Origin of the sequence: Anaerococcus hydrogenalis DSM 7454, assembly GCF_000173355.1 — a bacterium.
In the GTDB taxonomy this organism is placed as follows: domain Bacteria; phylum Bacillota; class Clostridia; order Tissierellales; family Peptoniphilaceae; genus Anaerococcus; species Anaerococcus hydrogenalis.
In genome coordinates, this window is sequence record NZ_ABXA01000010.1 from 15243 (window position 1) to 41864 (window position 26622).

At 30.1% G+C, this 26622-nt stretch carries 22 protein-coding genes, 3 pseudogenes and 1 riboswitch; of the genes and pseudogenes, 5 read left to right on the plus strand and 20 right to left on the minus strand.

All coding sequences use genetic code 11. The annotated features are described in order from the left end of the window. Window positions 1–430: 430 nt before the first annotated feature. Complete coding sequence (locus ANHYDRO_RS01600; RefSeq protein ID WP_004812811.1) at window positions 431–2494, minus strand: glutamine synthetase III domain-containing protein; 2064 nt, start codon at window positions 2492–2494, stop codon at window positions 431–433. A 191-nt stretch (window positions 2495–2685) separates the two neighbouring features. Here ANHYDRO_RS01600 and ANHYDRO_RS01605 point away from each other — a divergent pair, with 191 nt between their 5' ends. Both ANHYDRO_RS01605 and ANHYDRO_RS01610 read left to right on the plus strand, forming a co-directional pair. Next, window positions 2686–3750: a C40 family peptidase gene (locus tag ANHYDRO_RS01605; RefSeq protein WP_004812812.1), complete on the plus strand. Its 1065-nt coding sequence runs from the start codon at window positions 2686–2688 to the stop codon at window positions 3748–3750. Window positions 3751–3867: 117 nt separating this feature from the next. Then, window positions 3868–5139, plus strand: coding sequence for a Glu/Leu/Phe/Val family dehydrogenase (locus ANHYDRO_RS01610; protein ID WP_004812813.1), 1272 nt, complete (start codon window positions 3868–3870; stop codon window positions 5137–5139). A gap of 88 nt (window positions 5140–5227) precedes the next feature. Here the strand turns inward: ANHYDRO_RS01610 and ANHYDRO_RS01615 are convergent, their stop codons facing one another. The 3 genes from ANHYDRO_RS01615 to ANHYDRO_RS01625 all read right to left on the minus strand — a co-directional run bounded on the left by ANHYDRO_RS01615 (window position 5228) and on the right by ANHYDRO_RS01625 (window position 7829). After that, entirely contained in the window at window positions 5228–5944 is a 717-nt protein-coding gene (locus tag ANHYDRO_RS01615) for a transposase (protein ID WP_004812814.1), read from the minus strand. 176 nt (window positions 5945–6120) lie between these two features. Then, window positions 6121–7104, minus strand: a complete 984-nt coding sequence (locus ANHYDRO_RS01620; RefSeq protein WP_004812815.1) for a DUF1002 domain-containing protein — start codon at window positions 7102–7104, stop codon at window positions 6121–6123. 17 nt (window positions 7105–7121) lie between these two features. Next, entirely contained in the window at window positions 7122–7829 is a 708-nt protein-coding gene (locus ANHYDRO_RS01625) for an Mrp/NBP35 family ATP-binding protein (RefSeq protein ID WP_004812816.1), read from the minus strand. A 628-nt stretch (window positions 7830–8457) separates the two neighbouring features. Between ANHYDRO_RS01625 and ANHYDRO_RS01630 the strand changes: the two are divergent. From ANHYDRO_RS01630 to ANHYDRO_RS01640, 3 genes and pseudogenes are all read left to right on the plus strand, one after another. After that, window positions 8458–10021 (plus strand): annotated as a pseudogene (locus tag ANHYDRO_RS01630) (ABC transporter substrate-binding protein/permease). Continuing rightward, a complete protein-coding gene (locus tag ANHYDRO_RS01635; protein ID WP_004812819.1) occupies window positions 10014–10748 on the plus strand; it encodes an amino acid ABC transporter ATP-binding protein in 735 nt (244 codons plus the stop codon). Before ANHYDRO_RS01630 ends, ANHYDRO_RS01635 begins: the two are co-directional and overlap by 8 nt. A gap of 65 nt (window positions 10749–10813) precedes the next feature. Next, window positions 10814–11320: a hypothetical protein gene (locus ANHYDRO_RS01640; protein WP_004812820.1), complete on the plus strand. Its 507-nt coding sequence runs from the start codon at window positions 10814–10816 to the stop codon at window positions 11318–11320. 450 nt (window positions 11321–11770) lie between these two features. Here ANHYDRO_RS01640 and thiE read toward each other — a convergent pair whose 3' ends face one another. From thiE to tnpA, 16 genes and pseudogenes are all read right to left on the minus strand, one after another. Beyond that, the gene (gene thiE, locus ANHYDRO_RS01645) at window positions 11771–12382 is read right to left on the minus strand and encodes a thiamine phosphate synthase (RefSeq protein WP_004812821.1); all 612 of its coding nucleotides are present in this window, start codon (window positions 12380–12382) and stop codon (window positions 11771–11773) included. Continuing rightward, complete coding sequence (gene thiM, locus ANHYDRO_RS01650; protein ID WP_039913733.1) at window positions 12379–13200, minus strand: hydroxyethylthiazole kinase; 822 nt, start codon at window positions 13198–13200, stop codon at window positions 12379–12381. The genes thiE and thiM overlap by 4 nt, the downstream gene beginning before the upstream one ends. Beyond that, window positions 13169–13714, minus strand: a complete 546-nt coding sequence (gene thiW / locus ANHYDRO_RS01655) for an energy coupling factor transporter S component ThiW (RefSeq protein WP_004812823.1) — start codon at window positions 13712–13714, stop codon at window positions 13169–13171. Before thiW ends, thiM begins: the two co-directional genes overlap by 32 nt. Window positions 13715–13722: 8 nt before the next feature. Then, window positions 13723–14876: pseudogene (thiH, locus tag ANHYDRO_RS01660) on the minus strand (2-iminoacetate synthase ThiH). Window position 14877: 1 nt separating this feature from the next. Continuing rightward, entirely contained in the window at window positions 14878–15642 is a 765-nt protein-coding gene (locus ANHYDRO_RS01665; protein ID WP_004812825.1) for a thiazole synthase, read from the minus strand. After that, window positions 15632–16246 (minus strand): sulfur carrier protein ThiS adenylyltransferase ThiF, encoded by a 615-nt coding sequence (gene thiF, locus ANHYDRO_RS01670; protein WP_039913735.1) that lies wholly within the window; start codon window positions 16244–16246, stop codon window positions 15632–15634. Before thiF ends, ANHYDRO_RS01665 begins: the two co-directional genes overlap by 11 nt. Before the next feature lies 1 nt (window position 16247). After that, window positions 16248–16445 carry a sulfur carrier protein ThiS gene (thiS, locus tag ANHYDRO_RS01675; protein WP_004812827.1) on the minus strand — a complete coding sequence of 66 codons (198 nt, stop codon included), beginning with the start codon at window positions 16443–16445 and terminating at the stop codon, window positions 16248–16250. Window positions 16446–16579: 134 nt separating this feature from the next. Then, window positions 16580–16680, minus strand: a riboswitch (TPP riboswitch). Window positions 16681–16715: 35 nt separating this feature from the next. Further along, window positions 16716–17081: a hypothetical protein gene (locus ANHYDRO_RS01680; RefSeq protein WP_004812828.1), complete on the minus strand. Its 366-nt coding sequence runs from the start codon at window positions 17079–17081 to the stop codon at window positions 16716–16718. Between the two features lie 45 nt (window positions 17082–17126). Next, a complete protein-coding gene (locus tag ANHYDRO_RS01685; protein ID WP_004817698.1) occupies window positions 17127–18467 on the minus strand; it encodes a citrate synthase in 1341 nt (446 codons plus the stop codon). Then, window positions 18460–19467: an isocitrate/isopropylmalate dehydrogenase family protein gene (locus ANHYDRO_RS01690; RefSeq protein ID WP_004812830.1), complete on the minus strand. Its 1008-nt coding sequence runs from the start codon at window positions 19465–19467 to the stop codon at window positions 18460–18462. Before ANHYDRO_RS01690 ends, ANHYDRO_RS01685 begins: the two co-directional genes overlap by 8 nt. Window positions 19468–19469: 2 nt before the next feature. Beyond that, on the minus strand, window positions 19470–21401 hold the full coding sequence (locus ANHYDRO_RS01695) for an aconitate hydratase (protein ID WP_004812831.1): 1932 nt from the start codon (window positions 21399–21401) through the stop codon (window positions 19470–19472). A gap of 596 nt (window positions 21402–21997) precedes the next feature. Beyond that, window positions 21998–22765, minus strand: coding sequence for a pyrroline-5-carboxylate reductase (gene proC, locus ANHYDRO_RS01700; RefSeq protein ID WP_004812832.1), 768 nt, complete (start codon window positions 22763–22765; stop codon window positions 21998–22000). A 587-nt stretch (window positions 22766–23352) separates the two neighbouring features. After that, complete coding sequence (locus ANHYDRO_RS01705; RefSeq protein ID WP_004817200.1) at window positions 23353–24615, minus strand: glutamate-5-semialdehyde dehydrogenase; 1263 nt, start codon at window positions 24613–24615, stop codon at window positions 23353–23355. Next, window positions 24584–25378, minus strand: coding sequence for a glutamate 5-kinase (gene proB, locus ANHYDRO_RS01710; RefSeq protein WP_004812834.1), 795 nt, complete (start codon window positions 25376–25378; stop codon window positions 24584–24586). Before proB ends, ANHYDRO_RS01705 begins: the two co-directional genes overlap by 32 nt. Before the next feature lie 173 nt (window positions 25379–25551). Continuing rightward, a complete protein-coding gene (locus ANHYDRO_RS01715) occupies window positions 25552–26073 on the minus strand; it encodes a tryptophan transporter (protein ID WP_004812835.1) in 522 nt (173 codons plus the stop codon). A gap of 164 nt (window positions 26074–26237) precedes the next feature. Next, window positions 26238–26622, minus strand: a pseudogene (gene tnpA / locus ANHYDRO_RS09545) (IS200/IS605 family transposase); the annotation flags it as partial.

Genomic DNA, 26622 nt, shown 5'->3' on the forward strand with positions numbered 1-26622 from the left:
GTTTGAACGTTAGTGAGTTTATTTTTTCTCTTGTAATGAACTTAGAATTTATTTATTTTTGGTATATATTTTTATTAAATTTGGCTAATCAAATTAAAAATCGAAAGAAACTTTAGTTTCTTTCTAATTTTGCTCCCTGCAAGGGCCGGTTAAGGGGTTATAAAGATGGGGGTTCTTAGGGGGAAGGAAAAAGGGGACAATCGGAAGTCCCCTGTTCCTTCCGCCCTAAGGATACGAAGGATTAATTTAATATATTAATTTATTTTAAAATTAAAAACTAAAAATTTAATTTTAAAAATTAAGTTAACATGTAAATCGAAACTCCCCCATTTCCTCCGCCCTAACATTACGAAGAATTAATTTAATATAATAATTTAATCTTGAATAACAAAAAAAGAAGCTTTTTCAAGCTTCTAATTTTTTTAAAAATTTATAAAGATTTCAACATATCAACATATCTTGGCATAGAGTAATTTTCTCTTGAAATTTCATTTTCTAGTTTGTCTGCTATTTCTCTTATTTGATCTGTTATTTTTCTTGTTTTTTCTTGGATGAATATTGCTTTTTCTTCTTGACTTTTTATTTTATCTAAGTCTTTTAAAATTTCTTTGATTTTATCCCCATATGCTAATAGTATTTCTACATTTTTATTTATTCTTTCTGCTTTTTCTTTTAATTTCTCATTGTCTAAGAATGAAAGGTAGGATTTTATTTCTTTGATTTCTTTCATTGCTGAAGGAAGAATTTCTTGATAGATCATATTGGATAAAACTTCTAGTTCTTGCTGGCAAAACTTTGTTATCTCTTCAAATTCTACATTTATTATTGAATCTATTTCTTTTTGACTAAAGATTTTTTCATCTTTGTATAGGTCATATGATGAATTTTTTTTTGCAAAAACTAGGGCATCTAAGAAGGTTTTGTGGTTATCAAGGCCTCTTTTTTCTGCTTCTTTTATCCATTCTTTAGAATAACCATCACCTTGGAAAAGTATTCTTGAATTTTCTTTGTAAGTTTCTTTTACAATTTTATATACTTCATCTTTTAAATCATTATCATTTTTACCTTCAAGTCTTTGGTAAAATTCTTTTAAGACTCTTGCCATTGAAAGGTTTATTACTGTATTTAAATCTGCTGCTGATTTTGAAGATCCTAACATCCTAAATTCAAACTTATTTCCTGTAAAGGCAATTGGTGAAGTTCTATTTCTATCTGATGAGTCTGTTACTATTTCACCAAGATGAGGAATTTTTACCTTATTATTTATATCTTTGATTTCTTCATCATTTGCTATAGATTTTAGGATATTTTCCAAATCCTTACCAATAAATACAGAAATTATTGATGGTGGAGCTTCATTTCCACCAAGTCTATAGTCATTTGAAACTGATGATGAGGAAAGTCTTATTAGGTTTTGATATTTATTGCAAACTTTTATCATAGCTGATAAAAATAGCAAGAATAGGTGGTTATTTTTTGGATCTTTTCCAGGTGAAAAACAGTTTTTTCCATAATTTGTTGCAAGTGAATAATTGTTGTGTTTCCCACTTCCTGCCATATTTTTGAAAGGTTTTTCCTTTAATAGGCAATATAAATTGTGTTTAATGGCAGTTTTTTCCAAAATATGCATCAACAATTGGTTGTTATCAACTGAAATATTTGCATTTTCAAACATTATTGCTATTTCAAATTGATTTGGCCCAACTTCATTATGCTCAGCTTCCATATAAATTCCCAAATCATATAATTGTTCATTTACATCTTCAAAAAAATCATTGACCCTTTGAGGAATTGCTCCTAGATAGTGGGAGATAATTTCTTTTTCAACCATCGGATCACGGCCAACAAGGCTCATTCCACAATATTCAAGGTCAATTCTCTTATCAAAAAATTCCTTATCTATCAAATAAAATTCTTGTTCAAGACCAACCTTGGATTTTACCCTGTAAGTTTTCTCATCTTTCAAAAATAAGTTACAAATTGGACTTGCGTACTTGCTTACCCTATTCATTGATTCAATTAAGGGCAATTTTTTGTCAAGTTTTTCCCCATAAAAAGAAACAAAAACTGATGGAATATATAAGACCTTATCCTCTATAAAAGAATTTGCTGTTAAATCCCAATATGTATAGCCGCGAGCTTCAAAGGTCGATCTCATTCCACCTGATGGAAATGAGGATGCATCTGGCTCTCCCTTTATCAATTCTTTTCCAGAAAATCTATTTATTGGATTGTGCTTATCATCCCTATTTAAAAAAGCTGTTTTCTTATTGGCAGTTTTTCCATTTAGGGGTTGAAACCAGTGGGTATAAGAAGTTGCTCCTTTTGATAGGGCCCAAGATTTCATAGCATGGGCAATAGAATCTGCAGTTTCCCTATCAAGAATATCATTATTTCTTGCAGCTTCTTTCCATTTTAAATAAACAGGAAAGGGTACATTTTCCTTCATTGTTTTTTTGTCAAAAGCTAAGTTTCCAAATTCTTTTAAATTCATCCTTCTACCTTTCTTAAATTTTAAAAAATTGTTCAGTTTATTATATCACAATTTAATTAAATTTTTAATAAATGGTTTTATATAAAATATTTATATAAATATCTTACAAGTTAAATTTAAATAATTGACACCTTATCAATATAATGATAAATTAATAATAGTTGAAATTTAAATAATTTAAGGATGGGATAATGAGAAAAAACAAAAAAATTATTATATTATTGTCGGGAATCTTGGCATTTCAATTTTTTGCTCCAAAAACTAGAGCACATGCTAAGGGTCTTATTATAAATTATGATATTACAGAAGGGGTAAATATCAGAGAAAGTGGATCTAGTTCTAATAATTCTAAAATATTAGGAGGGATTGATTATCCTGATGTTTATGAAATAAAAGAAGAAGATAATGATTGGTATAAGATAGACTTTAAAGATAAGAAAGGTTATGTAGGAAAGAGTTGGTTTTATGTTTTAGATGACGTAAAAACCCTAGATAAGGGAAAAATATACGAAAAAGCTGACGAAAAATCAAAAGAAGTTTCTGATTTTAAAAAAGATGAAAAATTAATTTTAGTAAATTTTTCTGATAAGGATTTTATTAAGGTAAAAAAAGGAGATAAAACAGGATTTATAAAAATTGACAAATCTGACCTTTCCAAAAAAGATTCCAAAGACTTGGATAAGATAAAGGATAAGTACAAAAAAATATATGATTCTATAAAAAGATATATGGATTATCTTGATAGAAACAACCTAAGCTTATATCCTGTTGATGAAAAAAATAAAGAAGTTCAAGGTGAAATAAATAGAATTTATCAAGAAAATGACAGCAATGACCAAGCTTATGATGATTCTGGTGATGAAGTTGAATATGTTTACTATACAGTTGATGGCGATGATATAGGATCTAAGGCCTATAATTTTGCAACAAATTTCATCGGAAATCCTTATGTTTGGGGTGGAACAAGTCTTACAAATGGAGTTGACTGTTCTGGTTTTACCCAACAAGTTTATGGAAAATTTGGAATTGGTCTTCCTCATTTTGCCCAAAGCCAAGCAGATTACGGAAAAACCATAAATCTTGGAGAAGAAAAAGCAGGAGACTTGGTGTTTTTTGGAACAAGCATGTCAAATATTACCCATGTTGCCATAGCTGACGGCCAAGGTGGAATAGTCCATGCTGCAAATCCAAGAGATGGAATAATAACATCAGGAATTGGAAACCCAATAATTATAAAAAGATTAATTGAAGATTAATAAAAATTAAAAACGTCCCTAGGGCATTTTTTTATTGTATGATAAAAAAAATAGTGCTATAATAAGTTAAAATATTAAAATTTATTCAAATTAATTTGTAATTATAAGGAGTTAAAAATGACAGACACATTAAATCCGTTACAGGCAGCACAGATACAAATTAAAAAAGCTTGTGAAAAACTAAAACTAGATCCAGCTGTTTATGAAATTTTAAAAGATCCACAAAGATTTATAGAAATTTCCATTCCAGTAAAAATGGATGATGGGTCTTTGAAAGTATTTAAGGGATACAGATCAGCTCACAACCATGCCCTAGGCCCTTCAAAAGGTGGAGTAAGATTTCATCAAAATGTAAATGCTGAAGAAGTTAAGGCTCTTTCAACTTGGATGAGTTTAAAAGCAGGACTTTTGGCTATTCCTTATGGTGGAGGAAAAGGTGGAATTACAGTTGATCCAAAAAAACTATCTGAAAGAGAGCTTGAAAGTCTATCTCGTGGATATATAAGAGGTCTTTATAAATATTTAGGAGAAAGAATTGATATTCCTGCCCCAGATGTAAATACAAATGGGAATATAATGTCATATTTTACAGATGAATACATAAAATTAAATGGTGATAAAGAAGACCTTGGAACTTTCACTGGAAAACCATTAGTTCTTGGAGGAAGTCTTGGAAGAAGTGAAGCTACAGGCTATGGAGTGGTAATCACAACAAAATATGTAGCAAAAAAAATGGGACTTGATTTAAAAAATGCTCAAATTGGTCTTCAAGGATTTGGAAATGTTGGTAGCTACACCTTAAAATATTTGATAGAAGAAGGAGCAAAGGTTAAATATCTTTCTATAAGAGATGAAAGCGAAGAATGTGGACGTTCTGCTCTTTATTCAGAAGATGGATTTGATTATGAATCTTTGCAAAAATATAGGGAGGAAAATAAAACTCTTGCAGGATATCCTGATGCTGAAAAAATATCTGATGAAACATTCTGGAAGACAAAATTTGATATATTAATTCCAGCAGCTCTTGAAAATATTATTACTGAAGAAATCGCTAAAAATTTAGATGTAAAATTAATAGCAGAAGGTGCTAATGGACCTACAACCCCTGAGGCTGACAAGATTCTTAAAGAAAAAAATATAGAAGTTATAGCCGATATCTTGGCAAATTCTGGTGGCGTTTTGGTATCATACTATGAATGGATTCAAAATCAATATGGAAATTATTGGTCAAAAGATGAAGTTCAAGAAAAACAAGTTAAGGATATGAAAAAAGCCCTTGATGGAATTTATCAAATAAAAGAAGAATACAAGACTGACTTAAGAGAAGCTTCATATATGTTTGCAATAAAAAGAATTGCTCAAGCAATGAAACTTAGAGGATGGTATTAAAAAAATCGGGAATTTTTTCCTGATTTCCCACCCATTGGGGACGCTCAACTTTGGTACTTTTATTTAATATTTAATTTTGTTATTGTTTTTACAAATTTCTCCTAGATATTTTTAATTTTTCCCCTACAAATCTTTTGCTAAAGCCTAGATTTACTAATTTTTTCCCATATTCAATTAATTCTTCTCTTTTTAAATTCTTTGCATTTATGTATTTCATAATATAATTTTGAGCAAAAGTTATATCTTCTTTTGTATCCATCTCTAAAGAGAACAATCTTTCCTTGTGAAAATCATAAAAGTTTTCTTGATTTTTAAAATTATCTCTAACTTTATCTACAAATTCCTTATCTATTGGATAATTAATATTTCTTATAAAAAAATTTTTATATGAAGTAAATTCATACCTACCAAGTTCATTTTCAATCCCTGCAAAAACTGGATTATTGTGAATATATCTTAAAACTTCAAATAATTGCATATCAGATTTTATCTCCACTGATTTATACCTATTTTGAAATAAATGACCATTTCTGTCGTTTACAAAATTATAAAACCTTGAATATTTAACATTTATGCTCTTCATTATTTCTGATAAATCATTGATTTCCTTTACATATACCAAAAAATGAGTGTGATTATCCATTATTGCATAAGCATAAATTTTCCAATCATATTTTTCATCAAAATATAAATTTAGAATCATTTCTTTATAAGATTTTTTTGAAAAAATTTTTTCACGATTTATACCTTTTGTCATTATATGAAAAATATTTCCGTTTTGAATTTTTCTAGCTAAACGAGCCATATCCTTCTCCTAAAAATTTAAATATGAATTTTATAACATTATTATTTATATACCCAAGCTTTTAATTGTTATAATATATTTAAAATATTTTAATAAGTAAGTGGTCCAATAATGAACGTCCCCAATGGACCCCGATGGAGTGGGGATAAAAAAATCGGGAAATATCTCCCGATTTCTTAATTGCTTGAATTGTTACTATTATCTGAACTTGTAAATGATGAGAATAAATCTTTGAAAAATTGTAATATCTTATCCCAAAGGCCAGATTCTTTTATATCATTTCCAACCTTATCTATGTCTTCTTTATTGTCTTGGTAGAATTTTTTTCCTTTTTCTGTAATACTTCCTGCGAATTTTTTTAGGTTTTCTTCTACATTTTTGCTATCAATTGCTGGACTTTCTTGGTATTTTTCAAAATAGTTTACAAGAATTTGTATATTATTATTTGAAAGTATATCCCCCATATTTACATTTTTTAGAGCATCTTGGATGAAAACTTGAATTTGCTTGCTATCTGCAGGTGATCCATTTTGATCTTTATATTCTTTTAAGTTTTGTTTTACCTCAGCAACTGCTTGGTCAAGTTTGTCCTTATCGAAAGATCCATTTTCTTGGTTTTCATCACTTATTTTTTTAAGTGTACCAAGTTCTTCTTGGGCTGTTTGGGTACTTTGTGTGTCAACTTTTTCCCCTGATAATTCTATTGCCTTATAAACTCCTACAAGGGCAGACTCTCCTGTTACAACTTTTGGACTTGCAACTTTTATTTGTGCATCAGTAATTCCTGAAGTTATTGCTGCATTTGTGTATTGGCTTTGTGTAATTGATGATATATTTTCTGGCGTTAGAATTTCTACCTTGATCCCACTTCCCTTTGGAAGTTTTTTTACTGAAACTGATGAAATCATATCATAGTCATTTGCCCTATATCCCAAATATTTTTCACAATCAGCTCCATTTACACTTGCCATATTTATATCATCTGTTAGTCCTAATTTATCTTTAACTTGGTTGATTTGATTTTGGTTTAAGCCAATTCCGTACATATAAGATTCTTTTGTTGAATCAAAATTTTCATTGGCTTTTGAAATTTGTGGAATAGATAGGATTATTGCAAATAATAAGCCTAAAATCCACTTATTTTTTAATATTTTTTTCATAATTTCTTCCTTTAAATTTATAGATTTTCAATTTTTTCTACTAAATTATCAAGGTCTTTTTCATCTAAATCTTCTATTTTTCCTTGGTCAATTAGGCTTGTTATTTCTGGATTTATTGCAAGTTTTGAAACTGTATCAATTCCAAATTTCTCTGCTGTTTTTTCTGTTGATCCTTCTCCAAAAATTTTGTAGATATTTCCAGTATCTGGGGCTTTAAAATATGACATATTTTCAACAATACCCAAAGTTGTTTTTCCCATCATTTTTGCCATGTTTAATGATTTTTCTACAACCATTCCTACAAGATCTTGTGGGGTTGTAACTGCAACTACCCCATCAATATTTAGGGATTGGAAAACTGTAAGTGGAATATCACTTGTTCCTGGAGGCATATCTATTAATAAGTAATCAATTTCTCCCCAAGCTACATCTGTATAAAATTGTTTTAAAACATTATTTACTATTGATGATCTCCAAACAACTGGTGCTGATTTGTCTTGTAAAACTAAATTTATAGACATAATTTTGATTCCACCCTTACTTTCTGGTGCAATCAAAGTTCCATCTTCAAGACTTCTTACACTATCTTCTATGCCAAATGCTTGTGGGATTGATGGGCCTGTAATATCTGCGTCTAAGATTGCAACCTTGTTTCCATTTTTTGAAAGTTTAGCTGCAAGCATACTTGTTACAGAAGATTTTCCAACTCCTCCCTTACCTGACATAACTGCTATAGTTTTTTAATTTTTGAACCTTCTTTTGGTTTTATTATAAATTTATCTAAATTCATTTTATTTTCTGTCATTTCTAACTCCTTTCAAGATTTCTAACAAGTATATTATATTATATTTTCAATATTTTTCTATTTGTTAAATCTTTAATTTTTCTAACCTATCTTATAATTAAATTGTGTGGTAAAAAAGTTTATAAATAAATAGGCAAGCCTTATATTTTTTCATATAAAAATATAAATATTTATTTGACAAATGTAATTTAAGGATGTATTATTAGCTTAAGATTAAATATAAAAACTTTGAAAAGAAGAGTAGCTAATAAATTATATGCACAGAGAATCTTTACTTGCTGAAAAAAGATCTTATAATCTTAGTGAATAAAGACTTAGAGTTGTATCGAGGATAGTTTGATTCGATATCGTATTTTGCACGTTATAGCAAAGGGGTATAATTTTGTACTTTCTTAATGGATCCTTTGAAAGTATATTTTGTACTTAATAAGGATATTTTTGTGAAAAAATATTAAATTTGGGTGGTAACACGGTCTTCGTCCCTTAGGGATGAGGACCGTTTTTATATTTATTCTTAAAATATGAAAAGAAAATTTTTGGAGGAGAAAATGAAAAAATTACTAAACTTTCTTATGGCTTTTGTTTTTGCCTTTGTTTTTACAATGGAAATTTCACATGCTGATGAGGACACATTTAAAGTTGGAATGGAAGTAAATTATGCACCTTTTAACTTTTCTCAAGTTGATGATTCTAATGGTGCTGTTGAGATAAAAAATTCTAAGGGTGAGTATGCAAATGGATACGATGTTCAAATTGCAAAAAAAAATTGCCGATAGACTTGGAAAAAAACTTGAAATTTATAAGACTGAATGGGATGGACTTCCACCTGCCCTTACTAGTGGAAAAATTGATGCAATTATTGCAGGTATGAGTCCTACTGCTGAAAGAAAAAAAGAAATTGACTTTACTAATTCTTATTATGTTTCAGATTTGGTTGTTGTTTTGAAAAAGGATTCTCCTTTTGCTAAGGCAAAATCTTTAAAAGATTTTAAGGATGCAAAACTTACTGGTCAATTAAATACTTTCCATTACACAGTACTAGATCAAATTGATGGACTTAATAAACAATCAGCTATGGAATCATTCCCTTCAATGATTTCTGCTACAAAATCAGGAAATATTGACGGCTATGTTTCAGAAAAGCCTGGGGCAATGTCAGCTGTTTCTGCAAATAATGACTTAAGATATGTAGAATTTGAAAAGGGCAAGGGATTTGAAACTTCATCAGAAGATACTTCAATTGCTGTAGGTCTTAGGAAAAATTCTCCTATGAAGGATGAAATTAATAAAATATTATCTGAAATGAATACTAAAGATCAAGATAAAATCATGGAAGAGATGGTAAAACTTTCTGAAAATGATGGAGAAAAACTTTCATTTTTTGGACAAATGAAAGAAATTTGGACTGAGTATTCTTCCCTATTTATAAACGGAATTTTTTCAACACTCTTTATTTCAATAATTTCAACAATAATAGGATTTTTTATAGGCCTTGTAGTTGCGGTTATTAGAAAAACCAATGTTGATAAAAATAAAAATATTGTTGGATATGTCTTACAAAAAATAATAAACTTTATTCTTGCTGCCTACATTGAAATATTTAGGGGAACTCCTATGATGGTTCAAGCAATCCTAATTTTTTATGGAGCAAAACAATTTTTGGCAATTGATATGTCAACCATGCTTGCAGCCTTTATAATTGTTTCTATTAATACTGGAGCATATTTATCAGAAGTTGTTAGAGGTGGAATTAATTCAGTTGATGAGGGACAATTTGAAGCTTGTAAGGCTCTAGGAATGACTCACTCACAAACCATGTTTAATGTAGTGATTCCTCAAACAATAAAATCAATCTTACCTGCAATTGCAAATGAATTTGTGGTAAATATAAAAGATACCTCAGTATTAAACGTAATCAGTGTAACAGAATTATTCTTTGTTTCAAAATCTATAGCAGGTTCAACTTATCAAATTTTCCAAACATATTTGATAACAGCTATAATTTATTTTATCCTAACCTTTGTAACAACAAGAATTATCTTGTTACTTGAAAGAAGACTAAATAACAAAGAATTTGTACTTGAATCTGCAACAGGAGGACTCAATGCCTAGTATAATTAAAGTAAATAATTTAGAGAAAAAATTTGGACAAAATTTAGTTTTAAAAGATATAAATATTGAAGTTCAAAAGGGAGAAGTAGTTACAATAATAGGATCATCAGGATCAGGAAAATCTACCCTTTTAAGATGTTTAAACCTATTAGAAGAGCCAACAAGTGGAGAAATCTTGTACAAAGATGAAAATATTTTAGAAAAAAAATTCGACCTTAGGGCTTATAGGACAAAAGTTGGTATGGTTTTTCAAAATTTTAACTTATTTGAAAACAAAACAGTTTTAGAAAATTGCACCCTAAGCCAAGAAAAAGTTTTGAAAATTTCAAAGGACAAGGCCCAAGAAAAGGCCAAAAAATTTCTTAAACTCGTTGGAATGGACCAATATGTAAACGCAAAACCATCACAAATTTCTGGTGGACAAAAACAAAGAGTTGCAATAGCAAGAGCCCTTTGCATGGATCCAGAAGTTTTATTATTCGATGAGCCAACAAGTGCCCTTGACCCAGAAATGGTTGGAGAAGTTTTGGAAGTTATGACAAAACTTGCCAAAGAGGGAATTACAATGATTGTTGTAACTCACGAGATGGACTTTGCAAGAGAAGTTTCAACTAGGGTTTTATTTATGAATGAAGGAATAATTTTAGAAGACGGATCTCCAGAAGAAATTTTTACAAATCCAAAAAATCAAAGGACCAAAGATTTCTTAAAAAGATATATGGGATAAAAGCAGGATTTTTCTGCTTTTTATTTTGCCTAAATTTAGTATAATAAAATAAAAAAGGGGAAATTATGGAAAATAAATTAGTAGAATTATTAGATAAAGAATCATCCTTTGCCTATGGATTTTTATTATATGAAGATTATGAAAAGATTTTGATAAATAACCTAGATGACCAAGGAAGGTTTGATGGTTATACTTTGATTTCAAAAGACTTGGTCCAAATAAATGAAAAATCAGATTTTTTAAAAAAATTAAAAATTTACAATGAATACTGGAAGTCAATAAGTATAGGAAAATCTGATAGCGAGGTTTTTAAAAATGAGCCTGATTTCTATAATATTATAAAATACGCTAAAGATAATAGAAAAATAATAAATATAGGAAAAAATTTAGATTATTACGAATTAATTTGTGGATATGTAAAAGAAATAGGCGATAATTTTGCCATAATTGATGCAGTTGACCAAAATTCGGGAGAAATTTATGATGAATTTGAAATTGATATTAAGAAAATAAAATATATAGAAGTTGAATCGATAGATAACATTTTGCTTGATTTTGTTAATAAACAATAAGCTTGGAAATATTATTTTGTAAATATTTATTCGAATAATTTTAGATTTTTGACTTAATTAATAAAGAGATCTCTCCACACTAAAACCAATTTGCTTTGCAAATTTTCCCTTGATTTCACACTAGTTTTAGGGATAAATAAGCCAAATCAAGGCATATTTATCAGGTCGAGATGGGTTTTGGTTGGATTTTTTTAATTACTAAAGTTTTTTAGTAATTAAAATTATTTATTATTTGAAATTTGAGTAATATTATTGGTCTAACTTAGTTTTTAATTTGAATTTTATTTTAATATTTCTTATAAATCATAAATTAAACTTTAGCTTAAAAATAAATCAAAAATTAGCCCATCTCGAGCTTGTCGAGAGATCTCTTGGTTTTATTTAGCTTTTTATTTCATAAATTCCTTGTCATATAAAAATTTCAACACTCGATAGGGGTGATTTTTATTTTTATAACTTTTGAATTTTTTCTTTTAAATCAAAACTTGTTTGATATACATCTTCTGCATCCATTATTGCTCTTACAACGCAAATTCCATCGGCTTTTGAATCTTTTAATATGTCTACATTTTCAATATTCAAACCACCTATTGCATATACATAAATATCAACTGCCTCTTTTATTTTCTTGAAAGTTTCAACTGAGGTTCTTTTGGTTTTTACGTGGGTTTTTGTTTCAAAAATTGCCCCAACACCCAAATAATTAGCCCCATCTTCTTGGGCTTTTTTTGCAGCTTCTACTGATTTTGCAGTAGCTCCAATTAAAGTATCTTTTCCCAAAAGTTTTCTACAAAGTGAAATTGGCATATCATCTGCTCCCACATGGAGACCACATCCAAGAGCCCAAGCAAGGTGGGGCTTGTCATCAATTAGCATAGGAATATTATATTCATCGCAGATTTTTTTAACTTTTTTTCCCAAATTTAAAATCTCAAGGTCTGTTTTTTCTTTCTCCCTTAATTGAAGGATATCAACTCCACCTTTTATAGCATCTTCTATTCTTTTTAAAAATTCTTCTTCAGTATATTTATCTGAATTTGTTACCAAATATAATTTTTTCAAAATTTTCCCTCTCTTATTTTTGCTCTTTTACAAATTTCATCATCACTTATAATGGAAATATTATCCATTAAATTTACAAAAAAGCTATAAAGCTCTTTCCTATCAGAAATTTCCCCAGAAATTTCCAAAATCAAAAGTCCCAAAATTGAAGCTTCAATTGGATCGCAAACGGATAAAAAAGTTGAAATTAAACTTGTTAGCATACAGCCTGTGGCTGTGATTTTTGATAAGTTTTCACAACCATTTTCTATCAAGAAATATTCTTTTTCACCTACTAAAATATCAGTTTTTCCAGTAATTAAAACACTAGTTTGATATTTTTGACAAAGATCTTTTGAAATTTCAATAAATTTTTCAATATTTTCTCCATTTGTTTTGTCTTTTTCTCCAACATCTATTCCTTTGGCATTTGAATCATTTCCACTTATAGCTAAAATTTCTGACCCATTTCCCTTTATTAGGGAAAATTTGTAATTTTCTAAAAGTTTTTTTGCAAAATCATACCTTAACTTGCTAGCTCCAACTCCAACTAAATCAATTATTACAGGAATATTTTTTTTATTTGCAAATTTTACAGCAAGCTCTATTGATTTTATTCTTGAATCTGTAATATTTCCAAGATTTACTGATAGAGAATCAGAAATTTTTACTATATCTTCCATTTCATCAGGATGCTCGGCACAAATTGCCTTGGCTCCTTGAAATAAAATAGCATTTGCTACCATATTTATGGCTATTGGATTTGTAATAGCATGAATCAAGGGAGATTTTTCCCTTACTAAATCTCTATTTGATAGAATTTTTCTTAGATTTATCATATACATTTACTCCCAGTTTTTTTTGTATGGTATACAAAACTTTTGATTTTTGTAAAGTTTTTAAAAAAATTAGGGCAACAGATCCTCCCAAAATTGTTGCGATTATAAATGATGGAAGGTAAAAATACCAAGTTATATCCCCTGTTCCATAAAATAATTTCATGACAGGGTAAGAAACAAGAGCGCCTATTACTCCAGTTCCCAAAATTTCTCCAATAACAGCTGCTAGCAAGGATCCCTTGGATTTTCTGTAAAAAATTCCAGATAAGACTGCCCCAAAGACTTGCCCTGTTATGGCAAGAGGAGGAATCCCAAGAAAACTCATTCTCAAAAAGGCAGTTATTAATCCATTTAAAAGTGAATACCAAGGCCCCAAAAATACTGAGCAAACAATATTTACAAAGTGAGCTGTAGGTGCAAAGCCTTCAAATCTTAAAATTGGTGAAATAACAACTCCAATTGTAACAAACATTGAAAGAGTAAGCATTATAAGAAGTGAATTATTTTTTTTCATAAAGCCTCCTAAACATTTATATAATCAGTAAAAACTGGGCTCATGCCAATTGATTTTAAATCTTTTATCGCATCCTCACAAGACCTATTGTCTGCAATTTCAAATTGTTCGTCGCCTTCGTCTTGGGATTTTTTGGACCTGTGGCCTATTGATGTATCTACTGATGCAGAAATTTTTGTTGCTGCATATTTTACTGCCAAATTTCTAAAATCACGGTCTTCTCTTGTTGAAAGAGTTATTGAGGCAAATGGTAAAAATATTCTTAGGGCAAGCATAATTTGGAAAAATTTCTTATCATTTACTTCAAAAAATTTAAGTTCATCTGCCCCGTGAGTTGGTCTAATCCTTGGAAGAGAAATTGCTATTTCTGCGTGAGGATATTTTTTTTGAATTTTTTGAGCGTGAAGACCTAGTTTGAAGGCTTCTTCTATTGGATCATTTAATCCAAAAAGTGTTCCAAATCCAACTCCCCTAAAGCCTGCCATCATTGCCCTTTCTTGAGTGTCAATCCTATAAACCCAAGACCTTTTGTGGCCGTATGGATGATAAAAATCATATGTTTTTGGATTGTATGATTCTTGAAAAACTGTAACAAAATCTGCCCCTGCTTCTTTTAATTTTTTATAATCATCTACATTTGCAGGATAAACTTCAATTCCTATTGTTTTAAAATATTTTTTGGCAATTTGGCAAGATTTAGCAATATAGTCTACTGATGAAAATTTTTGACTTTCTCCAGTTAAAATCAAAACATCTTCAATTCCAGTATCTGAAAGAGCCTTCATTTCTTCTTCAATTTCTTCAAAATTTAATTTTGCCCTTTTTATATCAGATTTTGCCCTAAATCCACAATACCTACAAGAATTTTCGCAATAATTTGCTATATAAATCGGCGAGAAAAGACAAACATTATTTCCAAAATATCTGACCCTCTTATCTTTTGCAAGCTCTCCCATTTTTTCTAAATGATTAAGGGCCTTGTCTGATAAAAGATTGTAAAAATCTTCTTCATCAAGTCTATCTTTTTCTAAACTTGCAATGATATCAGAATCACTTACATTTTTATTTTTATTTTTTCGTAATTATCTAAAACTTCGGTTTTTATATGAGAATCGATTATATCCATTTCTGGAAAATAATCTGTAACTTTTTTAATATTCATCTTAATCAAAAAAATCTCTTAGTGGTGATGATGGATCAGCACCTTTTTCTAAAACCCTACCTGGTTTTGAAAGTCTTGCAAGACGACCTGCTTCTATTCCAAGCTTAAAAGCTCTTGCCATTTTTGTAATATCAGATGCACTGGCAATTCCTGTATTTGCCATAATTGCAGCAGCTCCCATTTCCATTGCCTCTGCGGCTTGGCTTGGAAGACCGATTCCTGCATCAACAATTACTGGAAGGTCAACTTCATCAATAATTATTTTTATAAATTCTTTTGTAACAAGTCCCTTGTTAGATCCAATTGGAGCCGCAAGTGGCATTATTGCAGCAGCACCTGCTTCTTTTAAATCTCTTGCATAATTTAAATCTGGATACATATAAGGAAGAACAACAAAGCCTTCATCAGCCAAAACTTTTGTAGCTTTCAAAGTCTGATCATTATCTGGCAAAAGATACTTGCTATCTCTCATAATTTCAATTTTTACAAAATTTCCACATCCCATTTCTCTTGCAAGTCTTGCAATTCTAATTGCCTCATCTGCATTTCTTGCTCCAGAAGTATTGGGAATAATTGTAACGTGTTTTGGTATATAATTTAAAATATTTGCCACATCTTTTGTATTTGCTCGTCTTAGGGCAACTGTAATCATTTCACATTCTGCATTTTTTACAGCAGCATCAATTAAATCCACAGAATATTTTCCACTACCCAGAATAAATCTTGAATTAAATTCTTTTCCACCTAGTATAAACTTATCTTCCATAATAATCCTTCCTTATTTTTTTCAAACACTCAAGAGCCTCAAGACTTGCCATAATTGAAACATAGGCAAGATAAAGGCCATCCTTATTTGCATCTGATTTGAAATCACCAACCATGGTGATATTATTTATTTTTTTAACCATAATATCTGAAATATCCCCAAGTCCAGCCATGCCCGATGCAGTGAAAAGAAATTTATTTTCCTTTTTTGAAAAATAATCAAATGCCATGACCTTGGACTCTTTATTATCAAAAGCTTCAATAAAATAATCTGTATTTTCTACAATTTCATCCATATTTTTTTCATCCAAAAACATATTTTTTGCATGAATTTTTGTATAGGGAATAGTTTCCTCGATTATTTTTTTTGTTGCAAGGACTTTTTCTTTTCCAATATCAGAAATTTTATAATTTTGCCTGTTTAAATTTGAATATTCAACCTTGTCAAAATCATACAAATAAATTTCTCCAATGCCTGCCCTTGCCAAAATCATGGCAACATTTGAGCCAAGTCCCCCACAACCTAAAATTGAAACTTTAGAATTTTTAAATATTTGGTTATCATCATTTTTTTGTCTTTTTAAAATTTTATCCCTTAAATCCAAATCAACCTCCTCCAACAAAGGAAAAAACTTCCACCTTGTAGCCATCTTTTACAAGAAAATTTTTAAAATTTTCTCTTTTTACAAGCTCTTGGTTGACTTCAACAGCCACAAAATGAGGATCAAATTTATTTTCTTTTAAAAATTCATACAAGGAAATTTCATTTTTTATTTTTACTTCCTTGCCATTTATTAAAACCATATTCACCTCCTAAAAAAAAGAACACAAATAGAAACCATACCCGAGGTGGTATGCCCCATTTGTGTTCGACACATAGATAAATAGACATTTGTAAGGATCAAAAAAAAGACCCTTCACTAGGGTCTTTAAACTTCTTTTAATAATCATCGCTTTCTTACGCAGGTTTTAACCTAATCAAGTTTAAAGGGTTAATGGAAATTCCATCTCTCAGCTAAAAGCACCCCTAGCTATTTTTATTATAGGACAAATTTATTTAATTTGCAAAATTTTTTAATTCTCCTTGTTTTTTTGAAGGACCTTACAGTATTTGAACAAATAAATAGGCGAAATTAAAGTTGCAAGACTATTATAAAATCCAAAATTTGGAATCCATGAACTTAGCTTATTTTCATCTTCTCTCATTTGAATAGTTTTACAAGGTAGGGTTGTAAAAAATGCAAGACTTGCATAAATTAAGATTAGGTATTTTACAAAAATATTAAGATTGTACCTATCTAATAAATAATAAAGTCCCCAAGTAAAAAATCCTGCAATTAAAAAAGATAATATTCTAACAAGGATAAAAGCCTTGGAAGAATTCTTAGAATCTACATCTTGTTTTAATATAAATTTAAAATAATTTTTTAAAATATTCATCTTCCCTCCCCTTTTAGAATATCATCTTTCAAGATTTGGGACAAATTACCTTTCATCCATTGATAAATATTTTTTTGCTTGACTTAAAGACTTGTAGGCAGGTCTTATTATTTTTGAATCTTCAATTTGTTCAAGTCTGTGGGCTGACCAACCAACTGTTCTTGCTATGGCAAAAATTGGAATATATAAATCTTTTGGAATATCTAGCATTTCATAGCAAAATCCTGAATATAAATCTACATTTGCACAAATTGGATAGGATTTATTTAATCTTTCCATCAAAATTTCTCCCCCATTTTTTTCAATTTTTTCTATAAATTCATAATCTTTTTGCCTATTTTTAATTTTTGAAAGCTCTCTTGCCTTCTCTTTTAATAAAACTGCCCTTGGATCTGAAAGGGTATAGACTGCATGGCCCAAACCATAAATCAACCCCTTTTGGTCAAAGGCCTTTTTGTCCAAAATTTTCTCCAAATAATTTCTTATTTCTTTTTCATCTTCTAAATTTTTTAAATTTCCCCTAATATTATCAAGCATTTGACTTACTTTTAAATTTGCTCCCCCATGTCTTGGTCCTTTGAGAGAACCAAGACCTGTGGAAATTGCAGAATATGTATCAGTTCCTGATGATGAAACAACGTGGGTTGCAAAGGCAGAATTATTTCCTCCTCCGTGTTCTGCATGGATTATTAATAATAAATCCAAAATTTCTGCCTCTTCTTTTTTATATTTTTGGTCTGCCCTTAACATAGAAAGAATATTTTCAGCAATAGACTTATTTTTATCCTCCTTATGAATTATTAGGGATTTTCCTTCAAATTTATGAATTTTTGCTTGGTAGGAATAAATTGCTATAAGAGGCATTTTTGAAATTAAAGAAAGTGATTGAGACAAAACATTTAAAGTATTTGTATCATCAGGATTTTCATCGTATGAATAAAGAGAAAGGACTGACCTCATCATTATATTTACAATATTATTTCCTGGAAGATTTAGGATTGTATCTTCAAAAAATTTATCTGGAAGCTTTCTTTCTTCAACAAGGATATTTTTAAAATCCTCGAGTTCTTTTTTATTTGCAAGTTTATTAAATAATAAAAGGTAGATCACTTCTTCAAAGCCAAGTCTTTTTTTCTTATTAAAATCAGCCACCATAGAAGTTAAAGGATAGCCCCTATAATAAAGCTCACCATGACATGGAATTTTTTCTTTATTTTTAATTTTATAGCCTGATACATCACCAACCTTGGTCACTCCAACCAAGACTCCAGTACCATTTTTATTTCTAAGCCCTCTTTTTATAGAATATTTATCGTAAATCTCCTTTTCAATTGTATTTTCTTTTTTAATTTGCCAAGAAAGTTCTATTAATTTTTCCTTATTCATAATCATCTCCCAAGTTTTTAATTATAGCTTGTGTTATCTCATCTAAGCTAGCCTCTCCTTTCAAATCTCTTGTGTGGTTTTTCTTATTCTCCATGGTTTTTTCAATGGATAATCTTAATTTTTTAGATAAATTTTCCTCTCCTATGTCATCAAGCATAAGGGATGCTGTAAGTAAAATTGCTATAGGATTTGCCATATTTTTCCCAGCAATATCAGGAGCAGATCCATGTACAGACTCATAAATTGATATATCCTCTCCTTTATTTACTCCAGGAACTAAACCGAGTCCACCGACAAGGCCAGCTGCTAAATCTGACAAAATATCCCCATACAAATTTTCAGTAACAATGACGTCAAATTTATTTGGATTTTGTACCATTTGCATGGCAGTATTATCAACCAAAAGCTCTTCAAATTCTATATTTGGGAAAGATTTTGCAATTTCTCGTCCCACATTTAAAAACAAACCATCAGTAAATTTCATTATATTTGCCTTGGTAACTATGGTAACTTTTTTCCTATTAAATTTTCGGGCATATTCAAATGCTGCCCTTATAATTCTTTCAGATTTTTTCCTTGTAATTACCTTTATTGAATGAAATTCGTCATCAGATATTTTTTCTTCAAGTCCCATATATAAGTCTTCAGTATTTTCCCTGAAAATCACCATATCGACATTTTCATATTTTGTATTTATATTTTTTATTGATTTAATTGGCCTAATATTTGCAAAAAGATCATATTTTTTCCTAAGTTCAACATTAATTGACCTAAAACCATGACCAATTGGAGTTGTAATTGGACCTTTGATGGCAATTTTATTTTTTTCAATTGATTTAAAAACTTCATCTGGTATAAAGGTTTTCTCTTTTTCAAAAACGCTGGCTCCAGCATTTACTTCTTCAAATTCAACCTTTGAGCCCAAGGCCTTTAAAATTTTTTTCATAGAATCGCAAATTTCAGGACCGATTCCATCTCCCTTTATCAAAGTTACTTTCATAATCACTCCAATTCTAAATTTTTGGCATAATTTAAATAGCCACCCATTTTTAATATTTCAATTTCCCTTTTAGAAAATTCTCCCTTAAGGTTAATTTTTATGCCCTTGTCCAAATCTTCTAAAATAAATTTTCCACTTTCTAAAGACTTATCTATATTTTTTATTTGAATATTATCAAATTCAGATAATTTATCATAATCTTTTTCATTTTCAAATTCTAATGATAAAATTGCATTATTTATCAAATTTGACCTGTGGATTCTTGCAAAAGATTTGGCAATAACTGCTTTTATATTTAAATAAAGAGGAATGAGGGCTGCGTGCTCTCTTGATGAGCCTTGGCCATAATTTATGCCTGCAACAATTACTCCTCCAGAATTTTCCTCTGCTCTTTTTTTGAAATCATCGATTTTTGTTGTAAAGGCAAATTCTGATAAATATTCTATATTTGACCTAAATGGTAAAAGTCTAGCATTTGATGGGCAAATATCATCAGTCGTAATTCCGTCGCCCGCCTTATAAATTATTTTTGTATTTATTTCAGAAACAGGCCTTGCCTTTGGAAATGGCTTGATATTTTTTCCCTTTACAGTTTCTTTAACTCTTTTTGATAAATCTTCTTCTCTTTTTATATAATAGGCGTCAGTATGATCAAAAATAATATTATCGTCAAAATCTTTTTTAAAATGAGCGTCTTTTGGATTTGATATGTAGCCATTTATGGCAGAAATCGCACAAGTTTCTGGACTTGCAAGATAAATTTTGGCATCTCTTGTGCCAGATCTTCCCTTAAAATTTCTATTAAAAGATCTTAGAGAAACTCCACCAGCTTTTGGAGCTTGGCCCATGCCTATACATGGCCCACAACCTGATTCCAAAATCCTCGCTCCTGCCTTAATCATTTTTGCAAGGGCCCCGTTTTCTGATAATTTTTCCAAAATTGTGGCAGAGCCAGGAGAAATTACAAGGGAAACATCAGGATGAACTTTTTTTCCATCAAGAATTGATGCAACCTTCATCATGTCCATGTAGGATGAATTTGTACAAGATCCGATTGCAACTTGGTCGATTTTTATTTTCTCCATTTCAGAAATTTTTTGATACCTGTCTGGAAAATGAGGCTTTGCCACAGCAGGTTCGATTTTTTCCAAGTCAATTTCCATGACTTCATCATAAAAAGCATCCTCATCTGCCTCTAATTTTTTATAATGATCTTTTCTGTTTTGGCTTGTTAAATATTTTAAAGTATTTTCATCTGACGGGAAAATTGAAGTCGTTGCCCCAAGTTCTGCTCCCATATTACAAATTGTCGCCCTGTCGGTTACAGACAAAGATTTTACACCTTCTCCAGAATATTCCATTATATATCCTGTTCCACCTTTTACAGATAATTGACCCAAAATATATAAAATTAAATCCTTGGCATTTACATAATCTTTCAAGGAATTATTAAGTTTTATATTATAAATTTTTGGCACCTTTACAAAATAAAATCCCTTTGCCATGGCAACAGCAACATCAAGTCCCCCTGCTCCAATTGCAATTTGTCCCAAGGCACCACCTGTTGGAGTGTGAGAATCTGAACCCAACAAAGTTTTTCCTGGCTTTCCAAATTGTTCCAAATGAACTTGGTGGCAAATTCCACAACCTGCTTTTGAAAAAGTTATGCCAAATTTATTTGCAGCAGATTTTATAAATTCATGGTCATCAGCATTTTCAAATCCCTCTTGTAAAATATTATGGTCTATGTAGGCAAGAGATTTTTCAGTATTTACATCTTCAATATCCATAGCCTCAAGTTGCAAATAAGCCATGGTTCCCGTAGAATCTTGGGTTAAAGTTTGATCAATTTTAAGAGCAATTTCATTCCCACTTTTAAGCTCACCTTGTAGGAGGTGATCTTGTAAAATTTTCATAGCTAACGATTTTTTCATTAATAACTCCTTTACTTTAATATATTATTGTAATAATTATACACTGAAGTAAAATAATTTCCAAAAAAATATCCCCCCTAAATCAAGTGGGAATAGATTTAAATTAATAAATTGTGTTTTTTAAAATTTAAATAGCTATTAAAATAAGAATAAAAATCAAAGTCAATAAAAGAGATCTCTCCACACTAAAACTCATTTGCTAGGCAAATTTCTCCGTGCTTATGAAAACTCATTTGCTTCGCAAATTCCTCCGTGCTTTCGCACTAGTTTTCAGGATTTATAACCGAAATCAACGGTTATAAATCTGCACTAGTTTTAGGGATAAATATGCCAAATCAAGGCATATTTATCTGGTCGATATGGGTAATTGTTGAATTTTTTTAATTGCTAAAGTTTTAATAATAGTTTTATCCATCTATTTAAAATTTATTAATCTAAAATTTGATAAATTTATAAATTGAAATTCAAAAAAATTATTTCCTTAAGCAATTAACTCCATAAAAAATCAACCCATCTCGAGCCTGTCGAGAGATCTCTTGTATTATTTTTGCTGATAAAAAAATCATGGGAATTTTTTAAAATCCCATGAATTTAACCTACATGTTTCTAGACTTATTAAATGAAGCCTCAACAGCCTTTATCAATCCTGCCCTAAAATTATTTTCTTCTAAGGCCTTTACTCCTTCTATTGTTGTTCCTTTAGGACTTGTTACCTTATCTTTTAAAAGTCCTGGATGGTCTTTTGATTCTTGCATTAATTTTGCAGAGCCTATTATAGTTTGGGCAATTAATTTATAAGAAATATCCCTTTTTAAGCCACAAAAAACAGCCCCATCAGATATGGCTTCCATAAATAAATCTACAAAAGCAGGAAGACAACCATTTATAATACTTGCCGCATCAAATTGATTTTCGTCAATTTTTATGGCCTTACCAAAGGATGAAAAAATTGCTAAAACATTTGAAAATTCTTCTTCACTTACTTTTGAATTTGGGCAAAGAATTGACATACCTTCACCAACAGATGCAGGAGTATTTGGCATGGTCATAACAATTTTTTTATCAGATCCCAATAAATTTTCAAGTTTTTCAAGAGTAAAACCTGCTGCAATTGAAATAAATACTTTATTATCCAATAAATCTTTAATCTCATCTATTACATCCTCATAATAATTTGGTTTAACTGCCAAGATTATATAGTCAGAATTTTCTATAACTTCCCTATTTTCCATAATAGAGACATCTTTGTCCTTAAAAAATTCTAAATTAGATCCCCTATTAGACAAAAAAAGTTCATTTTTACCCAAAAGACCTTTAGCAATAGCAAAACCCATATTGCCAATGCCGATAACACCAATTTTCATATTTCCTCCTTATAGAAAAATATATTATTTATCTTAAAATTTATTAATGTATTAAAATTATTCTTCGTTATGTTAGGGCGGAGGAAATGGGGGAGTTTCGATTCTCCCCCTTTTTCCTCCCCCTAACGACCCCCACTTTTTGCCCCCCCTGCAAACGACCATTGCATGGAGCTAGTTTTGTAAGAAGCTGACGCTTCTTTCAGATTTTTATACTGACTGCTGTTTAAAAATAATTATAAATTTAAGTGAATTATTAGAGAAAAAAATCTTGAGATCTCTCCACTCCTTACAGTCGGTCGAGATGGGATATATTTTTATTTTACAATTTATCCAATTAAAAATTTTAATAAATTAGAAAAGTAAAATCCGACATAAGTCTATAAAAAACGAAAGAAACGCAAGTTTCTTTCTGATTTTTGCTCCCTGCAAGGGCCGGTTAAGGGGGTTCGTTAAAAGGGGTTTAAGGGGAAAAATTGTGGGGACAATCGGAAGTCCCCTAATTTGTCCCCTTAATAACGAAGGATTAAATAAGAACAGTAATTTATTAAAAAATTAAACTTAATTTTCTAAAATAATCTTAAAAAAGATTATTCCCTAATTTGCCCTTCTCCCAAAATTACATATTTATAAGTTGTAAGTTCATTTAATCCAACTGGTCCTCTTGCATGAAGTCTTTGAGTTGAAATTCCTATTTCTGCTCCAAAGCCAAATTCTGAACCGTCTGTAAATCTTGTTGAGGCATTTACATAAACGCAAGCTGAGTCAACTTGGTTTACAAATTTATTTGCCTTATCTATTTTTTCTGTGATTATTGCATCAGAATGTCCTGTGGAATATTTATAAATGTGGTCTATTGCTTCATCTATATTTTGAACTTCTTTTACTGAAAATTCGTAGTCTAAATATTCTTTTCCATAATCTTCATCGCTTGCAGGCATTGCTCCTTTTATTTTTTCTATCGAATTTTTGCAAGCATGGACTTTTAATTTGTATTTTTCTACTATTTTATTTAGTCCATCATAAAAACTTTGGTCTATATCCTTATGAACGACCAAGCTTTCAAGGGCATTGCACACTCCTATTCTTTGGGTTTTGCCGTTTTCAAATATTTTTAAGGCTTTTTCAATGTCAGCATATTTATCAACATATAAGTGGCAATTTCCCACTCCTGTTTCAAGAGTTGGTACACTTGCATTTTTTACAACTGCATTTATCAAAGATGCAGACCCTCTTGGAATTAATAAATCTACATAGCCATTTAATTGCATAAGTCCTGTTGATGAGTCCCTACTTGTATCATCAATTATTTGGACAATATTTTCATCAAAGCCTGTATTTTTTATTCCTTCTCTGATAGCTTTTGCTATTGCAAGAGAAGAATTTATAGCTTCTTTTCCACTTCTTAAAATTATGGTATTTGATGATTTTATAGCAAGAATTGATGCATCCAAGGTTACATTTGGTCTAGCCTCATAAATCATTGCCAAAGATCCTATTGCAACTGATTTTTTTCCAAGCAAAAGTCCATTTTCAAGAGTTCTCACATCTGTCATTTTTCCAATTGGATCTGGAAGTTTTATCATTTGATCAATCGATAAAATCATTGAATCAATTCTATCATCATCAAGTTTTAGCCTATCAAGAAGGCCTTCTGCCATATTATTTGAAAGGCCCTTATCATAATCTTTTTTATTAGCAGCAAGTATATTTTGTCTATTTTCTTCTAGAGAAATTTTTATATTTTCTAAAATTTTATTTTTATCTTTTGTTGAAAGCTTTACAAAATCTTTTTTTGCCTTTTTGGAAAGCTCTCCCATTTTAATTAGTTTTTCTTTTAAAGATTGTTCCAATTTCTTCACCTTTCACAATTTTTCTTATATTTTTCAAATCATTCGAATTTGCAATTATAGTATCAATTCCTTTTTCCATACAAAGGTTGGCCGCATTTATTTTTGTAGCCATTCCACCAGTACCTATATTTGAATAAGAATCTTTTCCCATTGCCCTTAATTTTTCATCAATTATATTAACTTCCTTAACTAATTTTGCATCCTTGTTTATCCTTGGATCATCAGTATAAAGCCCATCAATATCTGATAAAAGCATTAATAAATCTGCATCTACTAATCTTGCTACAACTGATGATAGGGTATCATTATCCCCAAAATCTATTTCGTAAGTTGAAATCGTATCATTTTCATTTACAATTGGAATAACTCCCATTTCCAACAAGTCGTTTATGGTATTTTTTGCATTAACATTCATAACCTTGTCGGTTTCTACCATTCTTGTAAGAAGAATTTGCCCAATAGAATAACCATATTCTGCAAAGGCTTTTAGGAAAGTATTCATCAAAGTTACTTGACCAACAGCAGCTGTAGCTTGTTTCTTACTTATATCATTTCTCGGTCTTTTAACATTAAGTCTATTAGATCCTGTTGCTATAGCTCCTGATGAAACCAAGATAACTTTGATTCCTTTATTTTCTAAATTTACAATTTCCTTGGCCAAATCTTCTATTCTTTCGATATTTACTCCACCGTTTTCGTGGCTTACGGAAGAAGATCCAACTTTTATAACTATTTTTTTTAATTCATTACTAAATTCTCTCATATTTTTTCACCATCTTATATTTTATAAGAAAAAATAAAATTTAGCAATTTAAAACACCCTTTTGGGGTGTTTTCGATAATAAAGCATTTTTTTAGGATATCTTAAAATAAAATGACTCCATTTATCTACAAATTTATTTTAAATTTTATACTTTTTGTACGGTTTTACCTCGATTATCCTATGGTCATTGCTAGCTTTCTATTGTACATATTCATTATCTTATCAAAAAATAATCCTACAAAAATATTTACACCTGCTGTTGGTATAACTAAGCTTACAAACATTAATCCTAATCCCATACCTTCAGGAAGGGCTCCTGCTAGGTTCATCAATGATAAAAATACAAGACCAGAAATTGATGTTCCTAAAAAATATAAAGATCCAATTGTAAAAATATTTTCCATATTTATTTTTTCCAAAAATTTAACAGCTACATATACAAACAAGGATGAAATAATCTTATCTACAAAATTTGGTAAAAATCCTCCCGGTGCATTTGTGGTAATTCCTGCCAAAATTCCCCCAGCTACCCCAACTAGAAGGGCAGTTTTCAAATCCTTATTTAAAATTATAATTGTAAATACGCACACTAGCATAAAATCTGGCTTTACCATTCCTACAAAGCCTGGTATCAAGTGAAGTATTGTTCCTATAGCAAGTAAAAATGACGCTTGTGTTATTGTTCTTGTTTTCATTATTTTCTCCTTATTAAAATTTTCAATTAATCAAACTACCAGCTTAGCTGGTAGTTTGCACAGCGCCTATAAGGCGCGAATACCGGCACGCCCCTATTGGGGCTGTCGAGTATTCTGTCACATGCACCACTATCCCAACTACTGCTTAAGCAGTTTTTTATTGTTTTATTTACTGACTCTCCCGTAAACGGGTCATAGTATTCTTTTATACTTATTTGGTCAGTGTAATAATCTTCTTTTAATTGATTTTGTATATATTCTTTTATTTCTTTTCATTTCTTCCTACTGTATCTACATAATATCCTCTACACCAAAAGTGTCTGTTGCCATATTTATATTTTAGGTTTGCGTGTCTATCGAATATTATCAGTGAACTTTTTCCTTTTAAATATCCCATTATTTGTGATATTGAGTACTTTGGTGGTATTTCTACCAGCATATGGATATGATCTGGACATAACTCTGCTTCTATTATGGTTTATCCCTTTTCTTGAGCATTAATTCTCGAAGTATGCTGCCTATGTCTTTTCTTAATTGTCTATATATTTC

Excerpts from the sequence above, each read along its gene's own strand:
- ANHYDRO_RS01665 (WP_004812825.1), bottom strand. The coding sequence starts at position 15,642 with ATGGAAGATAAGTTTATACTAGGTGGAAAAGAATTTAATTCAAGATTT.
- ANHYDRO_RS01715 (WP_004812835.1), bottom strand. The coding sequence starts at position 26,073 with ATGAAAACAAGAACAATAACACAAGCGTCATTTTTACTTGCTATAGGA.
- ANHYDRO_RS01635 (WP_004812819.1), top strand. The coding sequence starts at position 10,014 with ATGCCTAGTATAATTAAAGTAAATAATTTAGAGAAAAAATTTGGACAA.
- ANHYDRO_RS01680 (WP_004812828.1), bottom strand. The coding sequence starts at position 17,081 with ATGAATATTTTAAAAAATTATTTTAAATTTATATTAAAACAAGATGTA.
- ANHYDRO_RS01690 (WP_004812830.1), bottom strand. The coding sequence starts at position 19,467 with ATGAAAGTAACTTTGATAAAGGGAGATGGAATCGGTCCTGAAATTTGC.
- proB (WP_004812834.1), bottom strand. The coding sequence starts at position 25,378 with ATGAGAGAATTTAGTAATGAATTAAAAAAAATAGTTATAAAAGTTGGA.
- thiM (WP_039913733.1), bottom strand. The coding sequence starts at position 13,200 with ATGATAAATCTAAGAAAAATTCTATCAAATAGAGATTTAGTAAGGGAA.
- thiW (WP_004812823.1), bottom strand. The coding sequence starts at position 13,714 with ATGAAAAAAAATAATTCACTTCTTATAATGCTTACTCTTTCAATGTTT.
- ANHYDRO_RS01620 (WP_004812815.1), bottom strand. The coding sequence starts at position 7,104 with ATGAAAAAAATATTAAAAAATAAGTGGATTTTAGGCTTATTATTTGCA.
- ANHYDRO_RS01625 (WP_004812816.1), bottom strand. The coding sequence starts at position 7,829 with ATGTCAGGTAAGGGAGGAGTTGGAAAATCTTCTGTAACAAGTATGCTT.
- proC (WP_004812832.1), bottom strand. The coding sequence starts at position 22,765 with ATGAAAATTGGTGTTATCGGCATTGGCAATATGGGTTTTGCTATTGCT.
- ANHYDRO_RS01615 (WP_004812814.1), bottom strand. The coding sequence starts at position 5,944 with ATGGCTCGTTTAGCTAGAAAAATTCAAAACGGAAATATTTTTCATATA.
- ANHYDRO_RS01600 (WP_004812811.1), bottom strand. The coding sequence starts at position 2,494 with ATGAATTTAAAAGAATTTGGAAACTTAGCTTTTGACAAAAAAACAATG.
- ANHYDRO_RS01610 (WP_004812813.1), top strand. The coding sequence starts at position 3,868 with ATGACAGACACATTAAATCCGTTACAGGCAGCACAGATACAAATTAAA.
- ANHYDRO_RS01605 (WP_004812812.1), top strand. The coding sequence starts at position 2,686 with ATGAGAAAAAACAAAAAAATTATTATATTATTGTCGGGAATCTTGGCA.
- ANHYDRO_RS01695 (WP_004812831.1), bottom strand. The coding sequence starts at position 21,401 with ATGAAAAAATCGTTAGCTATGAAAATTTTACAAGATCACCTCCTACAA.
- thiS (WP_004812827.1), bottom strand. The coding sequence starts at position 16,445 with ATGGTTTTAATAAATGGCAAGGAAGTAAAAATAAAAAATGAAATTTCC.
- ANHYDRO_RS01640 (WP_004812820.1), top strand. The coding sequence starts at position 10,814 with ATGGAAAATAAATTAGTAGAATTATTAGATAAAGAATCATCCTTTGCC.
- ANHYDRO_RS01685 (WP_004817698.1), bottom strand. The coding sequence starts at position 18,467 with ATGAATAAGGAAAAATTAATAGAACTTTCTTGGCAAATTAAAAAAGAA.